This is a genomic window from Herbaspirillum sp. GW821-FHT09A12 (genome assembly GCF_059418325.1).
The window spans coordinates 408,490-425,231 of sequence record NZ_JBWKPR010000003.1 but is presented as its reverse complement, the minus strand read 5'-3'; the positions used below and the strand labels follow the sequence as shown (position 1 = coordinate 425,231).

The following is a 16,742-nucleotide window of genomic DNA, read 5'->3' as shown; positions in this document are numbered from 1 at the left end:
ACAAGCAACAGCAACATCCGTCGCAGCAATGCGGGAGAGTTTCCCGTGCAGCCACCGGCGGATTGTTTTTTTGAACAATGGCAAAACACAGCAAATCCATCCCCGGGCGCGGCTTGCGCGTCGCCGACCAGATCCAGCGCGATCTGGCGGAATTGATCGCCTTCGAATTGAAGGATCCGCGCGTAGGGATGATCACCATTACCGAAGTGCAGGTCACGCCTGACTATGCGCACGCCAAGATCTTCTTCACCACGCTGGTGGACAATCCCGAGGCGGTGAAGAACACGCTGGCCGGCCTGCACAAGGCGGCGGGGTTCCTGCGTACCCAATTGGGCCGCAGGCTGACTATCCATACCTTGCCGGAACTGCATTTCGTGCACGACAACTCGACCGCGCGCGGCATTGAAATGTCGCGCCTGATCGACCAAGCCAATGCCACGCGCGCCAAGGATGCGGACGACGAAGCCTGAGGCTTGGCGTCCCATGCCGCGCGCGGTCAAGTACCGCGGCATTCATTGACATATCAATTGGCCGGCCCGGCCGCGAACGCCCAGCATCGTGTGGCGCTCGACGTAGCTCACAGGCCGGCCGCCCATCACATGGCAGACAATATACCGGCGGACGCATCGTCCTCCATCCAGGCAACGCAAGAGCAGGAGGGCGAGCGCAGGAAACGCCCGGCTCAGGCGGCGCGCCCGCCACGACCGCCGCGTGTGCCGGTGCACGGCGTGCTGCTGCTGGACAAGCCGGCAGGCCTCTCCAGCAACGACGCGCTGATCCGCGCCAAGCGCATGCTCAATGCGCCCAAGGCCGGGCATACCGGCACCCTCGATCCGTTCGCCACCGGCTTGTTGCCGCTGTGCTTCGGCGAGGCCACCAAGTTCTCGCAAGATTTGCTGGAAGCCGACAAGACCTACGAGGCCGTGGTTCATCTGGGCATCAAGACCGATACCGGCGATACCGAAGGGCAAGTCATCGGCGAGCATGCCGTCGAGGTCGAGGCCGGACAGATTGAAGCGGCGCTGGCGCGGTATCGCGGCGACATCCTTCAGGTGCCGCCCATGCATTCGGCCCTGAAACGCGACGGCAAGCCCTTGTACGAATACGCGCGCGCCGGCATCACGCTGGAGCGCGAGGCGCGCGCGGTCACCATCCATCATCTGGAGATGCTGGCCTACCAGGCGCCGATGCTGACCATCCGCGTCACCTGCAGCAAGGGGACGTATATTCGCGTGCTGGGCGAGGACATCGGCGAAGCGCTGGGTTGCGGCGCGCACCTGAATGCATTGCGCCGCACCGGTGTCGGCCCGCTGACGCTGGAGGGCGCGGTGACGCTGGAGCAACTCGACGCGCTTGGCGAACTGCAGCAACGCAAGGACATGTTGTTGCCGGTGGACGGCTTGCTGCGCAGTTTCGCGGCCGTGCAACTGCCGGATGAGCTGGCGCGCCGCTTCCTGCATGGCCAGCGGCTGGCCTTGGGCAAGGAAGGCGTGGCGGCGCCGGAGCAAGCCGGCCGGGTGCGGGTCTACCGCGCTTCCGATGGTTGCCTGCTGGGCACCGGCTGGTTGCAGGAATACGCCATCCTGGCGCCGGAACGATTGGTGTCCACCGCCTGAGCAAGCGCTCCGGCGGTGGATGCAGATGGGCAGTAAAGCGGTTTTTGCCGCGCCCTTCGCACTTGTCGCGAAGAGGTGGCAAGCCGTTGAAAATACAGGTCTTTTTAAATTTCATGCGGCGCAGCATGCTATAATGCGCGCCTTCCAAGAATCGGCATCAACCTACATTCACCATGTCAAACAATATCCGCGCAATTCGCAACATCGCCATCATTGCCCACGTTGACCACGGCAAAACCACCCTGGTCGACCAACTGCTGCGCCAGTCCGGCACTTTCCGCGACAACCAGCAGGTCGACAACCGCGTGATGGATTCGAACGACATCGAAAAGGAACGCGGCATCACCATCCTGTCGAAGAACTGCGCGGTGGAGTACAAGGGCACCCACATCAACATCGTCGACACCCCGGGCCACGCCGACTTCGGCGGCGAGGTCGAGCGCGTGCTGTCGATGGTCGACAGCGTGCTGCTGCTGGTGGATGCCCAGGAAGGCCCGATGCCACAGACCCGTTTCGTCACCCGCAAGGCGCTGGCGCTGGGCCTGAAGCCCATCGTGGTCCTCAACAAGATCGACCGTCCGGGCGCGCGCGCCGAGTGGGCCATCAACGCCACCTTCGAACTGTTCGACAAGCTGGGCGCGACCGAAGAGCAACTGGACTTCCCGGTGATCTACGCATCGGGCCTGAACGGTTACGCCGGCCTCACCCCGGACGTGCGCGAAGGCTCGATGGAGCCGCTGTTCGACGCCATCCTGAAATACGTGCCGGCCCGCAAAGACGATCCGGACGCGCCGCTGCAACTGCAGATCACCTCGCTGGAATACTCGTCCTACGTCGGCAAGATCGGCGTCGGCCGTATCCTCGCCGGGCGCGTCAAGGGCGGCCAGGACGTAGTCTGGATGAACGGTCCGGAAGACAAGCCGACCAAGGCCCGCATCAACCAGGTGCTGACTTTCAAGGGCCTGGAGCGCGTGCTGGTCGATGAAGCGCTGGCCGGCGACATCGTGCTGATCAACGGTATCGAAGAAATCGGCATCGGCTCCACCATCTGTGCGCCGGACGCGCCCAACGGCCTGCCGATGCTGAAGGTCGACGAGCCGACCCTGACCATGAACTTCATGGTCAACACTTCGCCGCTGGCCGGCCGCGAAGGCAAGTTCGTCACCACCCGCCAGATCCGCGACCGCCTGGAAAAGGAACTGAAGTCCAACATGGCGCTGCGCGTGGTGCAAGCCGAGAATGATGACTCGACCTACGAAGTGTCGGGCCGCGGCGAACTGCACCTGACCATCCTGATCGAAAACATGCGCCGCGAAGGCTTTGAACTGGCCGTCTCGCGTCCGCGCGTGGTGTTCAAGATGGTCGACGGCGTGCGCCAGGAGCCGTATGAGAACCTGACCGTCGACGTTGAAGAAACCCACCAGGGCGGCGTCATGGAAGAACTGGGCCGCCGCCGTGGCGACCTGCAGAACATGGAACCGGACGGCAAGGGCCGTGTGCGCCTGGAATACCACATCCCGGCGCGTGGCCTGATCGGCTTCCAGGGCGAATTCATGACCCTGACCCGCGGCACCGGCCTGATGAGCCACGTGTTCGACGACTACGCGGTGGTCGATACCTCCAAGGGCGAACTGGCCGGCCGTCGCAACGGCGTGCTGATCTCGCAGGACGACGGCGCCGCCGTGGCCTATGCACTGTGGAAGCTGCAGGATCGCGGCCGCATGTTCGTCAGCCACAACGATCCGGTCTATGAAGGCATGATCATCGGTATCCACTCGCGCGACAACGACTTGGTGGTGAACCCGATCAAGGGCAAGCAGCTGACCAACGTGCGCGCCTCCGGTACCGACGAAGCGGTGCGCCTGGTGCCGCCGATCGAGCTGAACCTGGAATACGCCGTCGAATTCATCGAGGATGACGAGCTGGTGGAAGTGACACCGAAGAGCATTCGCCTGCGCAAGCGTCACCTGAAGGAACACGAGCGCAAGAAGGCGTCGCGCGAAGAATCGATTTGATGCGGGGAAACGGCGGCCGCGTGCGGTTGCCGTTGGAGCGGGGCGGGTCTGTGCTGATATCTTTTTTGTGAATACCTGATATCAGCATAATAAAGCAGACAGCTATGATGCGCTGCCATATAGTTACACCTGTCTCCTCCAATTTCCTCCTAAAGAATTGGATTCAAGCCCGCAACCTCGGTTGTGGGCTTTTTTTTTTGCCGTATTTGCCATGCTTGCCGGATGCCTGCCGAAACGCAGGGAGGCATAGCTGTCGGAGAGGCAGCTACCGGCGACAGGCTTGTCTTGTGATGGCCGGGAAGTCATTTCTGCTGGCGACATGGTTGTTTTTTTATTTCCATGGCACTATTTTTGTGCATTGCGAAATGACGGCTGTCGGTTTGTGGTGCAGAATCGTGTCCGCAGTATAAAAATCCTATCTCACAGAGGATAGAGGGGACACCAGCCCGCAACGCGCAAGCCTTGCGGGCTTTCTATTTGCCCACCGATTTTCTCCTGCTTGCGGCCCGCGATGCCATCGCGGACACTGGAGATGCGGCGGGCCGGAGCGCTCATCGGCAGCCGAAACGATTGACGGATTACGATTTCCCAGCACATGAAGAAACACTTGCCCCCACGCACTGTCAGCGTGGCCCCGATGATGGATTGGACCGACCGGCATTGCCGCGTCTTCCATCGCCAGATCACGCGCCACACCTGGTTGTATACCGAAATGGTGACCACCGGGGCGCTGCTGCATGGCGACGTGCCGCGCCACCTCGACTTCAACGAGGAAGAGCACCCGGTCGCCTTGCAACTGGGCGGCAGCGAGCCGGCCGACCTGGCGCACAGCGCGAAGCTGGGCGAGCAATGGGGCTATGACGAGATCAATTTGAATTGCGGTTGCCCGTCCGAGCGCGTGCAGAAGGGGGCGTTCGGCGCTTGCCTGATGGGCGAGCCGGCGCTGGTGGCCGATTGCGTCAAGGCCATGCGCGACGCGGTGTCGATCGATGTCACCGTGAAGCACCGCATCGGCATCGACGACGTGCAATCCTATGATTTCGTGCGCGATTTCGTCGGCGCCATCGCCGAGGCGGGTTGCAAGACATTCATCGTGCATGCGCGCAACGCCATCCTGAAGGGCCTGAGCCCCAAGGAAAACCGTGAAATCCCACCGCTCAGGTATGAATACGCATACCAGCTCAAGCGCGATTTCCCGGCGCTGGAGATCCTGATCAATGGCGGCATCAAGACCCTCCCCGAAATCGACGAGCATTTGAAGCATGTGGACGGCGTCATGCTGGGCCGCGAGGCTTACCATAACCCTTACCTGATGGCGGGTTTCGACGCGCGTTATTACCCGGCCCTGGACGGCGGCCGCCAGCCGAGCCGCGAACAGGTGATCGCTGCCATGCTGCCTTACATGCAACGCCAGCTCGAATTGCACGGCGACAACGGCCGCGGCCTGCGCTTGAACAGCATGACCCGCCACATGCTGGGCTTGCTGGCCGGCGTGCCGGGCGCGCGGGCGTTCCGCCAGACCCTGTCGGACTCGAAGAGGCTGGCGTCGGGCGATCCGGCGCTGCTGCAGGAAGCGCTGGCGCACACCCGGACTGTTGCACATCAATGAATCGCGCCGCAGGCGCGGCCGGCAGGGCGGGAGAGCCCGTAAATCCTTTAAAATAGCGGGTTCAATTGGGAAGAGGACTATGCTACTCGCAACAACAGAAGAAATCGTCGCGGAACTGCGTGCCGGACGCATGGTGATCCTGGTCGACGAGGAAGATCGCGAAAACGAAGGCGATCTGATCCTGGCGACCGATTTCGTCACGCCGGAAGCCATCAATTTCATGGTCACGCATGCGCGCGGCCTGGTGTGCCTGACGCTCACCGAAGAACATTGCGACCAGCTCGACCTGCCGATGATGGCCAGCCGCAACGGTACCCAGTTCGGCACCAACTTCACCGTCTCGATCGAAGCGGCCGAAGGCGTGACCACCGGTATTTCCGCCGCCGACCGTGCGCGCACCATCCAGGTGGCCGCGGCCAAGCACGCCAAGCCGTCGGATCTGGTGAACCCGGGCCATATCTTTCCGCTGCGCGCGCAAAAGGGCGGCGTGCTGATGCGCGCCGGCCACACCGAAGCCGGGTGCGACCTGACCGCCCTGGCCGGGCTGACGCCGGCCGCCGTGATCTGCGAGATCCTGAAGGACGACGGCACCATGGCGCGCCTGCCGGACCTGATGGAATTCGCCGAGAAGCACGCCCTGAAGATCGGCACGATTGCCGACCTGATTCACTACCGCAGTCGCAACGAGAGCATCATCGAGCGCGTGGCCGAACGCGACATGCAGACCGTGCACGGCAACTTCAAGGCCATCGCCTACCGCGACACGCCGTCCGGCGGCGCGCATCTGGCGCTGGTGCATGGCGCTATCCAGCCTGGCCAGGAAACCCTGGTGCGGGTGCACCAGCCGGTGTCCATCCTCGATTTGCTGGAGTCCGAAGTCACCACCCACTCGTGGAACCTGGCGGCCGCCATGAAGGCGGTACAGGCCGCGCCGGGCGGCGTGGTGGTGCTGCTCAACTGCGAAGAGTCGGCCCAGCAGATGTTCGACCAGTTCGGCGCGCTCAACCAGGTGGGCGGCGCCAATGCCGCCAAGCCGCTGCGCGCCGACCGCCTGGATCTGCGCACCTATGGCATCGGCGCCCAGATCCTGAAGGATTTGGGCGTGTGCAAGATGAAGCTCCTGGCCAGTCCGCGCAAGATGCCGTCCATGGCGGGCTTCAAGCTTGAAGTGACCGGTTACCAGGCGCGCGAAGGCGTATAAGTACGGAACGTACCAAGATCAGCAATCACGCAAGTCAACAACCTATAAGGAAAAGCCATGACCATTGGAACTTTTGAAGCGGATTTGAATGGCGAAAGCTTGCGCATCGGCATCGTGCAGGCGCGCTTCAATGAAGACGTCTGCCATGGCCTGCTGGCGGCCTGCCTGGCCGAATTGAAGCATTTGGGCGTATCCGACGAGGATATCCTGCACGTCACCGTGCCGGGCGCGCTGGAAATCCCGCTGGCCCTGCAGAAGATGGCGGAGACCGAGCAGTTCGATGCGCTGATCGCATTGGGCGCGGTGATTCGCGGCGAAACCTACCACTTCGAGCTGGTTTCCAACGAGTCCGGCGCCGGCATTAGCCGCATCGCGCTGGATTTCGGCGTGCCCATCGCCAACGCCGTGCTGACCACCGAGAACGACGAACAGGCGGAGGTGCGCATGGCCGAGAAGGGCGCCGACGCGGCCCGCGTTGCGGTCGAAATGGCGAACCTGTCGATCGTCCTGGAAGAGCTGGGCCAGGCGACCGACGAAGAGGAATAAGCCGTTGCCGCGCCGCTGTCTGGATGGCGGTGCGGCGGTTTTTCCTTTCAGCAGTTTCAGGTATTCATTCAAGTAAAGCATTCACGGCTTCGCGCCGCACTCATCATGTCGAACAAATCTCAACACGCCAATTCGAACAAGAACCGCACACCGCGCCACCGGGCGCGCGAGTTCGCGTTGCAGGGCTTGTACCAGTGGCTGCTCAACCATGAGGACAGCGGCGCAATCGAAGCCCACATCCGCGAAGCGCACGGTTTCGACAAAGCCGATGCCGAACACTTCGACACGCTGCTCAACGGCGCCATCCGCGATGCCCAGGCGTTGCGCGCCGGCCTGGCGCCGCTGATCGACCGCTCCATCAAGGAGCTGTCACCGGTGGAACATGCCGCCTTGCTGATCGGCGCCTACGAACTGCAACATCACATCGAGATTCCCTACAAAGTGGTGATCAACGAGGCCGTGGAATTGACCAAGTCTTTCGGCGGCATCGATGGCCACAAGTATGTCAACGGCGTGCTAGATCGCTTCGCGGCGCAAGTCCGGGCCACCGAAGTCGGCGCCGGCCGCCGCTAAGACATTGTTCTCGGCGCCTCGGGCGGCTGGCGTCAAGCCTGGCCGCCGCCCGGCCGCATCATCCCTGTTGCATGCGTTGCCGCCCAGGCGCGCCGCCAGCTTCCCGGATTTCCCATGAGCCTGAACCAACTCGCTTCCCGCCTCAATAACATCGCCCCCTTCCACGTCATGGAGCTGGCCAAGAAGGCCGCCGTGCTGGAGCAGCAGGGGCGCCACATCATCCACATGGGCATCGGCGAACCCGACTTCACCGCGCCGCCGGCGGTGGTGGAGGCCGCCACGCGCGCCATGGCCGACGGCAAGATGCAGTACACCTCGGCGACCGGCCTGCCGCAATTGCGCCAGGCGATTTCCGACCACTATCGCAGCGTCTATGGGCTGGATGTCGCGCCGGAGCGCATCGTGGTCACGGCCGGCGCCTCGGCGGCCTTGTTGCTGGCCTGCGCCGCGCTGGTGGAGCCGGGCGCGCAAGTGCTGATGCCCGACCCCAGCTATCCTTGCAACCGTCATTTCGTCGCGGCTTTCGAAGGCCAGGCCAAGCTGATCGCCAGCGGCCCGGAACACCGCTTCCAGCTTTCCGCGCAGATGGTGCGCGAGCACTGGAACCAGGCCACCCGTGGCGTGCTGTTGGCCTCGCCATCCAATCCGACCGGCACTTCCATCCTGCCCGGGGAATTGCGCGCGATCGTGGCTGAAGTGCGCCAGCGTGGCGGCTTCACCATCGTCGATGAGATCTACCAGGGCCTGTCGTATGAGGGAGCGCCGTTCTCGGCGCTATCGCTGGGCGAGGACGTGGTGGTGATCAACAGCTTCTCCAAGTACTTCAACATGACCGGATGGCGCCTGGGCTGGCTGGTGTTGCCGCCGGCCCTGGTGCCGCAGATCGAGAAGCTGGCGCAGAACTTGTTCATCTGCGCCTCATCGATTGCCCAGCATGCCGGTGTGGCCTGCTTCTCCGCGGAGTCGATTGCCATCTATGAAGAGCGCAAGGCGGAGTTCAAGCGCCGCCGCGACTACATCGTGCCGGCGCTGGAAAGCCTGGGCTTCAAGGTGCCGGTGGTGCCGGACGGCGCGTTCTATGTCTACGCCGATTGCAGCGCGCTGTCCGACGATGCCGACCGGCTGACGCTCGACATGCTCAACGAAGCCGGCGTGGTACTGGTGCCGGGCCTGGATTTCGGCCCCTTTACCGCGCGCCGCTATATTCGCTTGTCGTATGCGACGTCGATGGAAAACCTGCAGGAGGCGGTGGCGCGCCTGAGAACCTTCTTCGCCAGCCGCAAGGCGGCCTGAGCATATCGAAGGCGTCGGTTGCCGACGCGTTGGAAGCCGGAAAGGAAAAAGGAGCCCGAAGGCTCCTTTTTTGCGTTTTGAATACCGGTAATATTCAAGCGCAACACGCTCATAAGGCAGCGAGTTGTTCTTCCGTCCTCGGCTTGGCGGCAGATGCCGAGGCTACGTTGTTTGCAGCTGCCGGCTTGGGCTCGGCACTGGCGGAGACCGCCGGGGCTGGCGGCGGCAGCTTCACGGTGGCGGTGGTGTAGATCGACACGTTCTTTCCCATCGCCACTTGTTTCAGGTTCTGGTATTCGGACAGCACCTTCACGCCGTAGCCGCCGTCATTGGCCATGTCAGCCGCGCCGACGTAGGTCTTCAGGCCGGCTTCGATGGAGCCGCCGCGGGTCACGTATTCCTTCAGGATCTGCGAGCCGACACGGATGTTGGCCACCGGATTCAGGGCTGCCTTGATGCCGCCCAGTTCCTGGAACTTGTCGTGGTGCACCTTGGACATCACCTGCATCAGGCCCTGCGCGCCCATCGGGCTTTCCGCGAAGGGATTGAAGCGCGACTCGATGGCGATCACCGACAGGATCAGCAGCGGGTCGAGCTTGATGTCGCGCGCCGTCAGGTAAGTGGCCGATACCAGCATGTCGGCCGCATCGCTGGCGACGCGGTAGCGTTTGGCCAGCCAGCTGGTCACCAGCTTCTGTTGGCGCGGCGTGCCCAGCAACTGGCTCTCTTCTGCCGACATCGCGGGTCCGCTTGCCGATGCTGCCGCGGCGGCGCCGGCGATCACCGGGATGGTGGGGATCGGCGCGGCCGGCGACATCAGCTCGGTCAGCGGCGGCGGCACTACTGCCTCGGCAGTCTGCACGTCGTCGGCCGAATCCGAGAAGGGCGACATGCTGATCAGCTTGTCGGCCAGGTCCGGATTGAAGAACATCAGCCCGAGTACGAACAGGGCGGCGATGCCGAGTACCGTGACTGCACGGTGGGCAACGCTGAAAAATTGACCAATGCGCGCGTTCAGGGATGCATTCCAGAGCGCGGCACGCTGAACCATCTGCGGGGCGCCTGCTAAAGGAACCTCGGTAGCTTGGTTAGACATTGAACCTCCTGCGTTATTGCGGCAAATACAGGGCTCGCCGGCCAAGAAGTGGAGACCGGATAGCTGGACTGGCGTTGCTGCAATCTATTACGTTACCGTCGCAAGGCGTTACGGCAAGTAGTCATCCGCGAGGCCTGCTGGCCGTGCCGTCGGATGACAATGTTTCGGGGGGTAAGGCTGACGCCTTGGATGACACTTCTTTGTGTTGCTGGGACCCCGGTCCCTGGATACCTTGCAAGCTTGTTATGATTATTTCAAGCCTGTTGAGCTACTTAGCTCACGCCCTTTCGTTTAGGCTGGGCGCATTGTAGAAGTCACTTTATATCGAGTCAATACTATAAAAACTGTTTTTTATAACTTTTGTGTCTCATTTTGAACGTGGCCTTTCTTCAAAAATCAATAGAATCAAGCGTTTGCCGGGGATACCTGAGCCGGCTGTCATGCAAAAAGAAATTTGTTAAAAAGTATGAAATACACGGATCTGCGCGATTTTATTTCTAAGTTGCAACAAAAAGGCGAATTAAAGCGCGTTTCCTTGCCTGTTTCCTCCCATTTGGAGATGACCGAGATCTGCGATCGCACTCTCCGGGCGGAAGGTCCAGCGCTCCTTTTTGAGCGTGTGGATGAGAAAAATATCCCAGTCTTAGCGAATCTTTTCGGTACCCCACGCCGGGTCGCCTTGGGCATGGGCGCTGAAGATATCGGGGAATTGCGTCGTATCGGCCACTTGCTGGCGCGCCTGAAAGAGCCGGAACCGCCCAAGGGTTTCAAGGATGTGCTGGGCCTGGGGACGCTGGTCAAGTCGCTATGGGACATGGCGCCCAAGGAGCGCAGTTCGGCGCCTTGCCAGGATGTGGTGTGGGAAGGCAAGGATGTCGACCTCGCGCGTCTGCCCATCCAGCATTGCTGGCCGGGCGACGTGGCGCCGCTGATTACCTGGGGCCTGGTGATCACCAAGGGGCCGCACAAGAAGCGCCAGAATCTGGGGATCTATCGCCAGCAGGTGCTGGGCCCGAACAAGGTGATCATGCGCTGGCTGGCGCATCGCGGCGGCGCGCTCGATTTCCGCGAGCATTGCATCGCCAACCCCGGCCAGCCTTATCCGGTGGCGGTTGCCCTGGGCGCCGACCCCGCCACTATATTAGGAGCGGTGACGCCGGTGCCGGACAGCCTGTCCGAATACCAGTTCGCAGGTCTGCTGCGCGGCAGCCGCACCGAGCTGGTCAAGGCCATGGGCAGCGAGTTGCGCGTGCCGGCCTCAGCCGAAATCGTGCTGGAAGGGCATATCTATCCGGATGCCAACCACCCCTCGGGCTACGAGCATGCGCTCGAAGGTCCCTATGGCGACCATACCGGTTACTACAACGAGCAGGACTGGTTCCCGGTCTTCACCATCGACCGCATCACCATGCGCAGCGATGCCATTTACCACTCGACCTATACCGGCAAGCCGCCCGATGAGCCGGCGGTGCTGGGCGTGGCCTTGAACGAGGTGTTCGTGCCGCTGCTGCAGAAGCAGTTCTCCGAAATTACCGATTTCTACTTGCCGCCCGAAGGCTGCAGCTACCGCATGGCGGTGGTGCAGATGAAGAAGTCGTACGCCGGCCATGCCAAGCGCGTGATGTTCGGCGTGTGGAGTTTCCTGCGCCAGTTCATGTACACCAAGTTCATCGTGGTGGTGGACGAGGATGTCGATATCCGCGACTGGAAGGAAGTGATCTGGGCCATCACCACGCGGGTCGATCCGGTGCGCGATACGGTGATGGTGGATAACACGCCGATCGACTATCTCGATTTCGCTTCGCCCATTAGCGGTTTGGGCAGCAAGATGGGCATCGATGCCACCAACAAATGGCCGGGCGAAACCAGCCGCGAGTGGGGCACGCCGATCGCCATGAGCGATGCGGTCAAGCGCCGCGTGGACGATATCTGGCAGCAGTTGGGAATCTGATCCGCCGGCATGGCCCTCGATTGAAGAAGCCGCGCAAATTGTTTATACAATTGCGCGGCTTTTCATTGTGGCGCTGGCCGGATGTTGAATTCGCTGGCCGGGGCAGCGCGAAATGGAGTACAATTCGCCCCGGCGGGCCCCTGCGCATTGTGGCATGGTCAACCTGGTCAGGTCGGGAACGAAGCAGCCACAGCCATTTCCCGCAAGTGCCGCAGACAAGGCTCGCCTCTTCTCTTTCTACTCTCCCGCCGTCTACACAATCTACATAGTCAATTAAGTGCCTGGAACGTCAGGCAACGTTGGTGTGCCGCTCATTCGGCTTGCCAGGTTCGGCTATGCATCACGCTTGTCGCGCAGCTTTTCGTCGAGGATGGTGGAGACGCCGATGAAGGCCGGATAGTCGGCGGTGATGACGAAGGTCGGGATCTTTCTTGTCAGCGCCGACATGCGCCCCTTGTTCTCGAAACGAGCGCGAAACGGCGAGCGCGCGAAATAATCGCCCAGATGCAGCACCACGCCGCCGCCGATGTAGATGCCGCCCAGCGCGCCCAGCGTGAGCGCCAGGTTGGCCGCCACGGTGCCGAGCATGCTGCAGAAAATATCGACGGTTTCCTTGCAGCGCGGATCGCCTTGCCGCAGGCCGCGTTCCACGATCTGTTCCGCCTTCAGATCTTGTGCCGGAAGGCTGTCGAGGTCGAGCAGCGCCCGGTGGATCAGTTCCAGCCCCGGCCCCGATACCAGCCGCTCGGCCGACAGATGCTCATAAGTACGCCAGCCATAGGCAAGAATTGCGGCCTCACGCGGATTGGCCGGCGAGAGGGACACATGCCCGCCTTCGCTGGCCAGCGGCAGCCAGCGCCCCCCGCCATACACCAAACCACCCACGCCCAAGCCGGTACCCGCGCCGACCAGGCCGATGGGGTTGCCTGCAGCAGCTTGACCGCCGCCTACCTGCCGCAAGTCGGATGCCTTCAACTGCGGCACGGCCATCGACAGCGCCGTGAAATCATTGACCAGCAGCAGCGTGTCGAAACGCAGCAACTGGCGCGCGGCCTCGATCGAGAACGCCCAGTCATGGTTGGTCATCTTGATCTGGTCGCCTTGCACCGGATTGGCGATGGCCACTACCGCATGCCGTACCGGTGGCTGGCCGGCTTGTTGCAAGTAGGCCTGTACGGCATCGGTGAATTCCTGGTAATCGGCAGCGGGCAGGGTCTTGATGGCTTCGATCCGGCCCGGTCCGGGTTCCAGGGCGAAGCGCGCATTGGTGCCGCCGATATCGGCTAGCAGGCGGGGGCCGTCGGCATGCTCGCCGTTGCCGGTATGGGTGGTGGCGCTGGGCTGTTGGCCAGTCTGCATTCCGGTGGTCCTTGTCGTTGCGGGACGGCGGTGGGCGCCGCCATCCATGTTGTATCAGATATGCGCAGGATAATGAATTTCCCTGCCTGTTATGAGGCCGCATGCCGGCACAGGTTCCGGTCGCATGCTTCGCCGATGGGCTGGCGTTGGTTACCGTTGGACGTGAAAAAGCCGGATTGCCTGTCGCAAGCAATCCGGCGCTTGGCTCGGCATGATGGGCGTTGGATGGGCGTTGGCGGGCGATTCGCCGGCTTATTCGCCGGCGAGGTGCTGCGCCAGCGCTTCCCGCATCTGCGCCACGACACTGCCCCAATCTCCTTGAGCGTCTTGGCGGAAGATGGTGAAATTCTGGTACCAGGGCGTATCCGTACGGTCGACCTGCCAGCGCCAGCAGCCGTTGAAACGGTCCAGCAACCAGACCGGCTTGCCCAATGCGCCGGCGAGATGGCAAACCGACGTGTCGACGCTGATCACCAGGTCGAGGTTGGCAACCAGTGCGGCGGTTTCGGAAAAATCGGTCAGCTGGGCGGAGAAGTCATGCACACGCTCGCGCAGCGGATGCGCTTGCAACTGCGCAACGGCAGCCTCGCCCACCTGGAGCGAGACGAACTCGACGCCGCCCTGGCTGCGCGCCAGCTCCACGATGGGCGCCAACTCCGCAAACGTAACCGAACGCATGGCATCGATGGCAACCGCGCTGGGATCGGTCGATTGCGAGCTGCCGGACCAGGCCAGCCCCACGCGCAAGGCGCGGTTGTGCGGCAGGCGCTGGTGCCAAGCGGCCCATTGGCCGGGATCGGTGCTCAGGTAAGGCGCGCGCGGGATGGCGTCTTCGGAAAAGGTTTTGCATGCCAGCGGCAAGCTCATCAGCGGGCAGTGGAAATCGAAAGCGCGATGCAACGCACCGCCGCGGGCAACCACCTCGCTCACGCCGGGCACATTGCGCATCAGCGGCAGCAGCGCCGGTTGCACTTCCAGGATGACCTTGGCGCCTTGGGCGGCGACCATGGGCACGTAGCGCGCAAACTGCAAGGTGTCGCCGAAGCCCTGTTCCGCGTGCAGCAGGATGGTTTTTCCTTGCAGGGATTCTTCGCCAAGCCACAGGGGCTGCTGGAAGCTGCGCCGTTGATCTTGCATCTGCCGGGTTTCCCAGCGGGCTTCGTACTGCTGCCAGCCGTTGCGGAAGTCGCCTTGGCGCAATTGCATCAAGGCCTCGTTCCAGCGTGCCGAGTTCGCGGCCGGATTGAGCATCTGGGCCCGGCGATAGCTTTCCTTGGCCTCGTCGAAGCGGCGCAGTTCTTCCAGCGTCGCTGCGCGGTTGAACCACAGGTCATGGGAGCTATCGTCAAGCGCCAGGGCGCGGTCATAGGCTTCCAGCGCCTCATGAGGGCGGTGCAGGCGAAACAGTACGTAACCCCTGTTGGTATGCGCCTGGGAAAAGTCGGGTGCGATGGCGAGCGCGCGGTCATAGGCCTCGAGCGCCTCGCTGAAACGATAGAAGTCCTTGTGGGCATTGCCCAGGTTGAACAGCGCTTCGATGAAATCCGGCCGCAGCGCCACCGCGCGCTTGTAGCTTTCCTGCGATTCGCGGAAGTTGAACTGGTCGTTCTGGCAGTTGCCGCGCTGGAACCAGGCATCGGCGTTGTCCGGCACGATCGCCACGGCCTTGTCGCAGTCGGCGAGGGCGTCGCGGCTGCGTCCAAGCCGTCGCAGCACCTGCGCGCGTTTGATCAAGGCATCGGCGAAATCGGGCTTGAGTTCAATGACGCGGTCGTAGCTCTGGACGGCATCCTGGTCGCGGCCGAGGTGTTCCAGCGCGCCGGCATGGTCGAAATAGGTATCCACGTGCCGCGGGTTGAGTTTGATCGCTTTTCCCAACTGCACTTCGGCGGCGTCCCAATCTTCCTGATGCAGCTTGAGCATGCCGTACAGGTAGTTGGCCTCGAAATGGCCGGGCGCTTTGGCCAGCGCTTTTTTGTAGAGCGCTTCGGCGGGCGCCATCTGGCCCTTCTGATGCAGCGCCAGCGCCTGTTGCAACAGGATGGTGGCGGCATTTGCTTGTTGACGCATAGGAATTATGGAGGTTGGGTCTACGGCAATGAAAAAGCGGCGTGGCCGGCATTGCCCGGCGCCGCGCGTTGTGTTGACGCAAGTGTCCCAAATTCGCCATCTTTTATCCAGAGGATTACAGCCGGAATTGCCGCCTATATCTTGGAACCTGTTCCCGAGCGAGATCGGGAACAGGTTCTTGGCCAGCGGCGTTGGCGGCAGGGCCGTGGGGGCAGTGCCAAGCAGCGTTGCGCCTTTTCTTTTACACTGGGCGCTGGCAAGGCGACGCCAGTGCGCCGCGCCGTAATAAGCTGAGAAATACAGAAATGGCCGCTCGACCGGCCACCATCCACTACGGAGTCTTCCCGATGAGTTTCGCCATCCCTGCGCCTGTCCAGCCCACTATTCCGGTGGTTGGCGGCGATCCTTTCCCGGTGCGCCGCATCTATTGCGTCGGCCGCAACTACGCCGCCCACGCCCGCGAGATGGGCCATGATCCGGACCGCGAACCGCCATTCTTCTTCATGAAGCCGGCCGACGCCATCGTGCCGACCGATTCGGTGGTGCCTTATCCGGCGGCCACCAGCGATTACCACCACGAGATCGAGATGGTGGTGGCATTGGGCCGGGGCGGGCGCGACGTGCCGGTGGAAAAGGCGCTGGAACTGGTGTTCGGCTACGCCGTCGGGCTCGACATGACCCGCCGCGATATCCAGGCCGCGGCCAAGAAGCTGGGCCGTCCCTGGGACATGGCCAAGGGCTTCGACCAGTCGGCGCCGTGCGCGCCACTGCTGCCGGTGTCCAAGGTCGGCCATCCCGACAAGGGCGCGGTCTGGCTCAAGGTCAATGGCGAAGTGCGCCAGCAGGGCGACCTGTCCGACCTGATCTGGAGCGTGGCTGAAACCATTTCCTACCTGTCCGGCCTGGTCGAGCTGTTCCCGGGCGACCTGATCTATACCGGCACGCCGGAAGGCGTGGGCGCGGTGGTCAAGGGCGACCGGCTGGAAGGCCATGTCGACGGTCTGCTCGATATCAACGTCACCATCGGTTGAGCCGGTCGGGTTTTCTTCCCCGCAGAATGAAACAGGTGCCGCAGCCTTGACGGGAGTGGCGCCTGGTCATTCGGATGGTAAGAAAATGTTGAAATGACAACGTTTCTCGCCGATTTGCCTCATCGGCGCAAAGGCGGACACCAAACTGTCATGAAGCCTGTTGCGATGCGGCGTATAATAGCGGTCTTCCGGGCAATATCGCCGACGCGCCTTCTGCGCGTTGGCACGCACAGATTCAGTGTGAACAGGTACTGGCCCGGTCAGCAGATGCATCATCCGAAGCGAGCCGCCGCGTTGATTTGGCCCGGCCTCGCGTAATACTCTCAACACTGAAAGCAATTGAACCCGTGCGCATGCACCCCATGCATCGGAGCCGTTGTAC

At 62.4% G+C, this 16,742-nt stretch carries 13 protein-coding genes and 1 other RNA gene; 11 read left to right on the top strand and 3 right to left on the bottom strand.

The window, feature by feature from the left end:
- The first annotated feature begins 77 nt into the window (after positions 1-77).
- From rbfA to AC07N6_RS11975, 8 genes are all read left to right on the top strand, one after another.
- Entirely contained in the window at positions 78-470 is a 393-nt protein-coding gene (gene rbfA, locus AC07N6_RS12010) for a 30S ribosome-binding factor RbfA (protein WP_494783227.1), read from the top strand.
- Positions 471-599: 129 nt separating this feature from the next.
- A complete protein-coding gene (truB, locus tag AC07N6_RS12005; protein ID WP_494783228.1) occupies positions 600-1,616 on the top strand; it encodes a tRNA pseudouridine(55) synthase TruB in 1,017 nt (338 codons plus the stop codon).
- A gap of 173 nt (positions 1,617-1,789) precedes the next feature.
- Positions 1,790-3,631: a translational GTPase TypA gene (gene typA / locus AC07N6_RS12000; RefSeq protein WP_494783229.1), complete on the top strand. Its 1,842-nt coding sequence runs from the start codon at positions 1,790-1,792 to the stop codon at positions 3,629-3,631.
- Between the two features lie 595 nt (positions 3,632-4,226).
- On the top strand, positions 4,227-5,240 hold the full coding sequence (gene dusA, locus AC07N6_RS11995) for a tRNA dihydrouridine(20/20a) synthase DusA (protein WP_494783230.1): 1,014 nt from the start codon (positions 4,227-4,229) through the stop codon (positions 5,238-5,240).
- Positions 5,241-5,319: 79 nt separating this feature from the next.
- On the top strand, positions 5,320-6,441 hold the full coding sequence (ribBA, locus tag AC07N6_RS11990) for a bifunctional 3,4-dihydroxy-2-butanone-4-phosphate synthase/GTP cyclohydrolase II (protein ID WP_494783231.1): 1,122 nt from the start codon (positions 5,320-5,322) through the stop codon (positions 6,439-6,441).
- 57 nt (positions 6,442-6,498) lie between these two features.
- On the top strand, positions 6,499-6,987 hold the full coding sequence (gene ribH / locus AC07N6_RS11985; RefSeq protein ID WP_494783232.1) for a 6,7-dimethyl-8-ribityllumazine synthase: 489 nt from the start codon (positions 6,499-6,501) through the stop codon (positions 6,985-6,987).
- A gap of 105 nt (positions 6,988-7,092) precedes the next feature.
- Complete coding sequence (nusB, locus tag AC07N6_RS11980) at positions 7,093-7,560, top strand: transcription antitermination factor NusB (protein WP_141911784.1); 468 nt, start codon at positions 7,093-7,095, stop codon at positions 7,558-7,560.
- 114 nt (positions 7,561-7,674) lie between these two features.
- Positions 7,675-8,853 (top strand): pyridoxal phosphate-dependent aminotransferase, encoded by a 1,179-nt coding sequence (locus tag AC07N6_RS11975; RefSeq protein ID WP_494783233.1) that lies wholly within the window; start codon positions 7,675-7,677, stop codon positions 8,851-8,853.
- 109 nt (positions 8,854-8,962) lie between these two features.
- Here the strand turns inward: AC07N6_RS11975 and AC07N6_RS11970 are convergent, their stop codons facing one another.
- Positions 8,963-9,949, bottom strand: a complete 987-nt coding sequence (locus tag AC07N6_RS11970) for a transglycosylase SLT domain-containing protein (RefSeq protein ID WP_494783234.1) — start codon at positions 9,947-9,949, stop codon at positions 8,963-8,965.
- A gap of 466 nt (positions 9,950-10,415) precedes the next feature.
- Here AC07N6_RS11970 and ubiD point away from each other — a divergent pair, with 466 nt between their 5' ends.
- Together ubiD and ffs are read left to right on the top strand one after the other, a co-directional pair.
- On the top strand, positions 10,416-11,900 hold the full coding sequence (gene ubiD, locus AC07N6_RS11965) for a 4-hydroxy-3-polyprenylbenzoate decarboxylase (protein WP_494783235.1): 1,485 nt from the start codon (positions 10,416-10,418) through the stop codon (positions 11,898-11,900).
- 131 nt (positions 11,901-12,031) lie between these two features.
- Positions 12,032-12,130: signal recognition particle sRNA small type (ffs, locus tag AC07N6_RS11960), an RNA gene on the top strand.
- A 103-nt stretch (positions 12,131-12,233) separates the two neighbouring features.
- Here the strand turns inward: ffs and AC07N6_RS11955 are convergent.
- On the bottom strand, positions 12,234-13,259 hold the full coding sequence (locus AC07N6_RS11955) for a glucokinase (RefSeq protein ID WP_494783236.1): 1,026 nt from the start codon (positions 13,257-13,259) through the stop codon (positions 12,234-12,236).
- A gap of 252 nt (positions 13,260-13,511) precedes the next feature.
- On the bottom strand, positions 13,512-15,329 hold the full coding sequence (locus tag AC07N6_RS11950; protein ID WP_494783237.1) for a tetratricopeptide repeat protein: 1,818 nt from the start codon (positions 15,327-15,329) through the stop codon (positions 13,512-13,514).
- Positions 15,330-15,676: 347 nt separating this feature from the next.
- Here AC07N6_RS11950 and AC07N6_RS11945 point away from each other — a divergent pair, with 347 nt between their 5' ends.
- Complete coding sequence (locus AC07N6_RS11945) at positions 15,677-16,360, top strand: fumarylacetoacetate hydrolase family protein (RefSeq protein ID WP_494783239.1); 684 nt, start codon at positions 15,677-15,679, stop codon at positions 16,358-16,360.
- Positions 16,361-16,742: the final 382 nt, after the last annotated feature.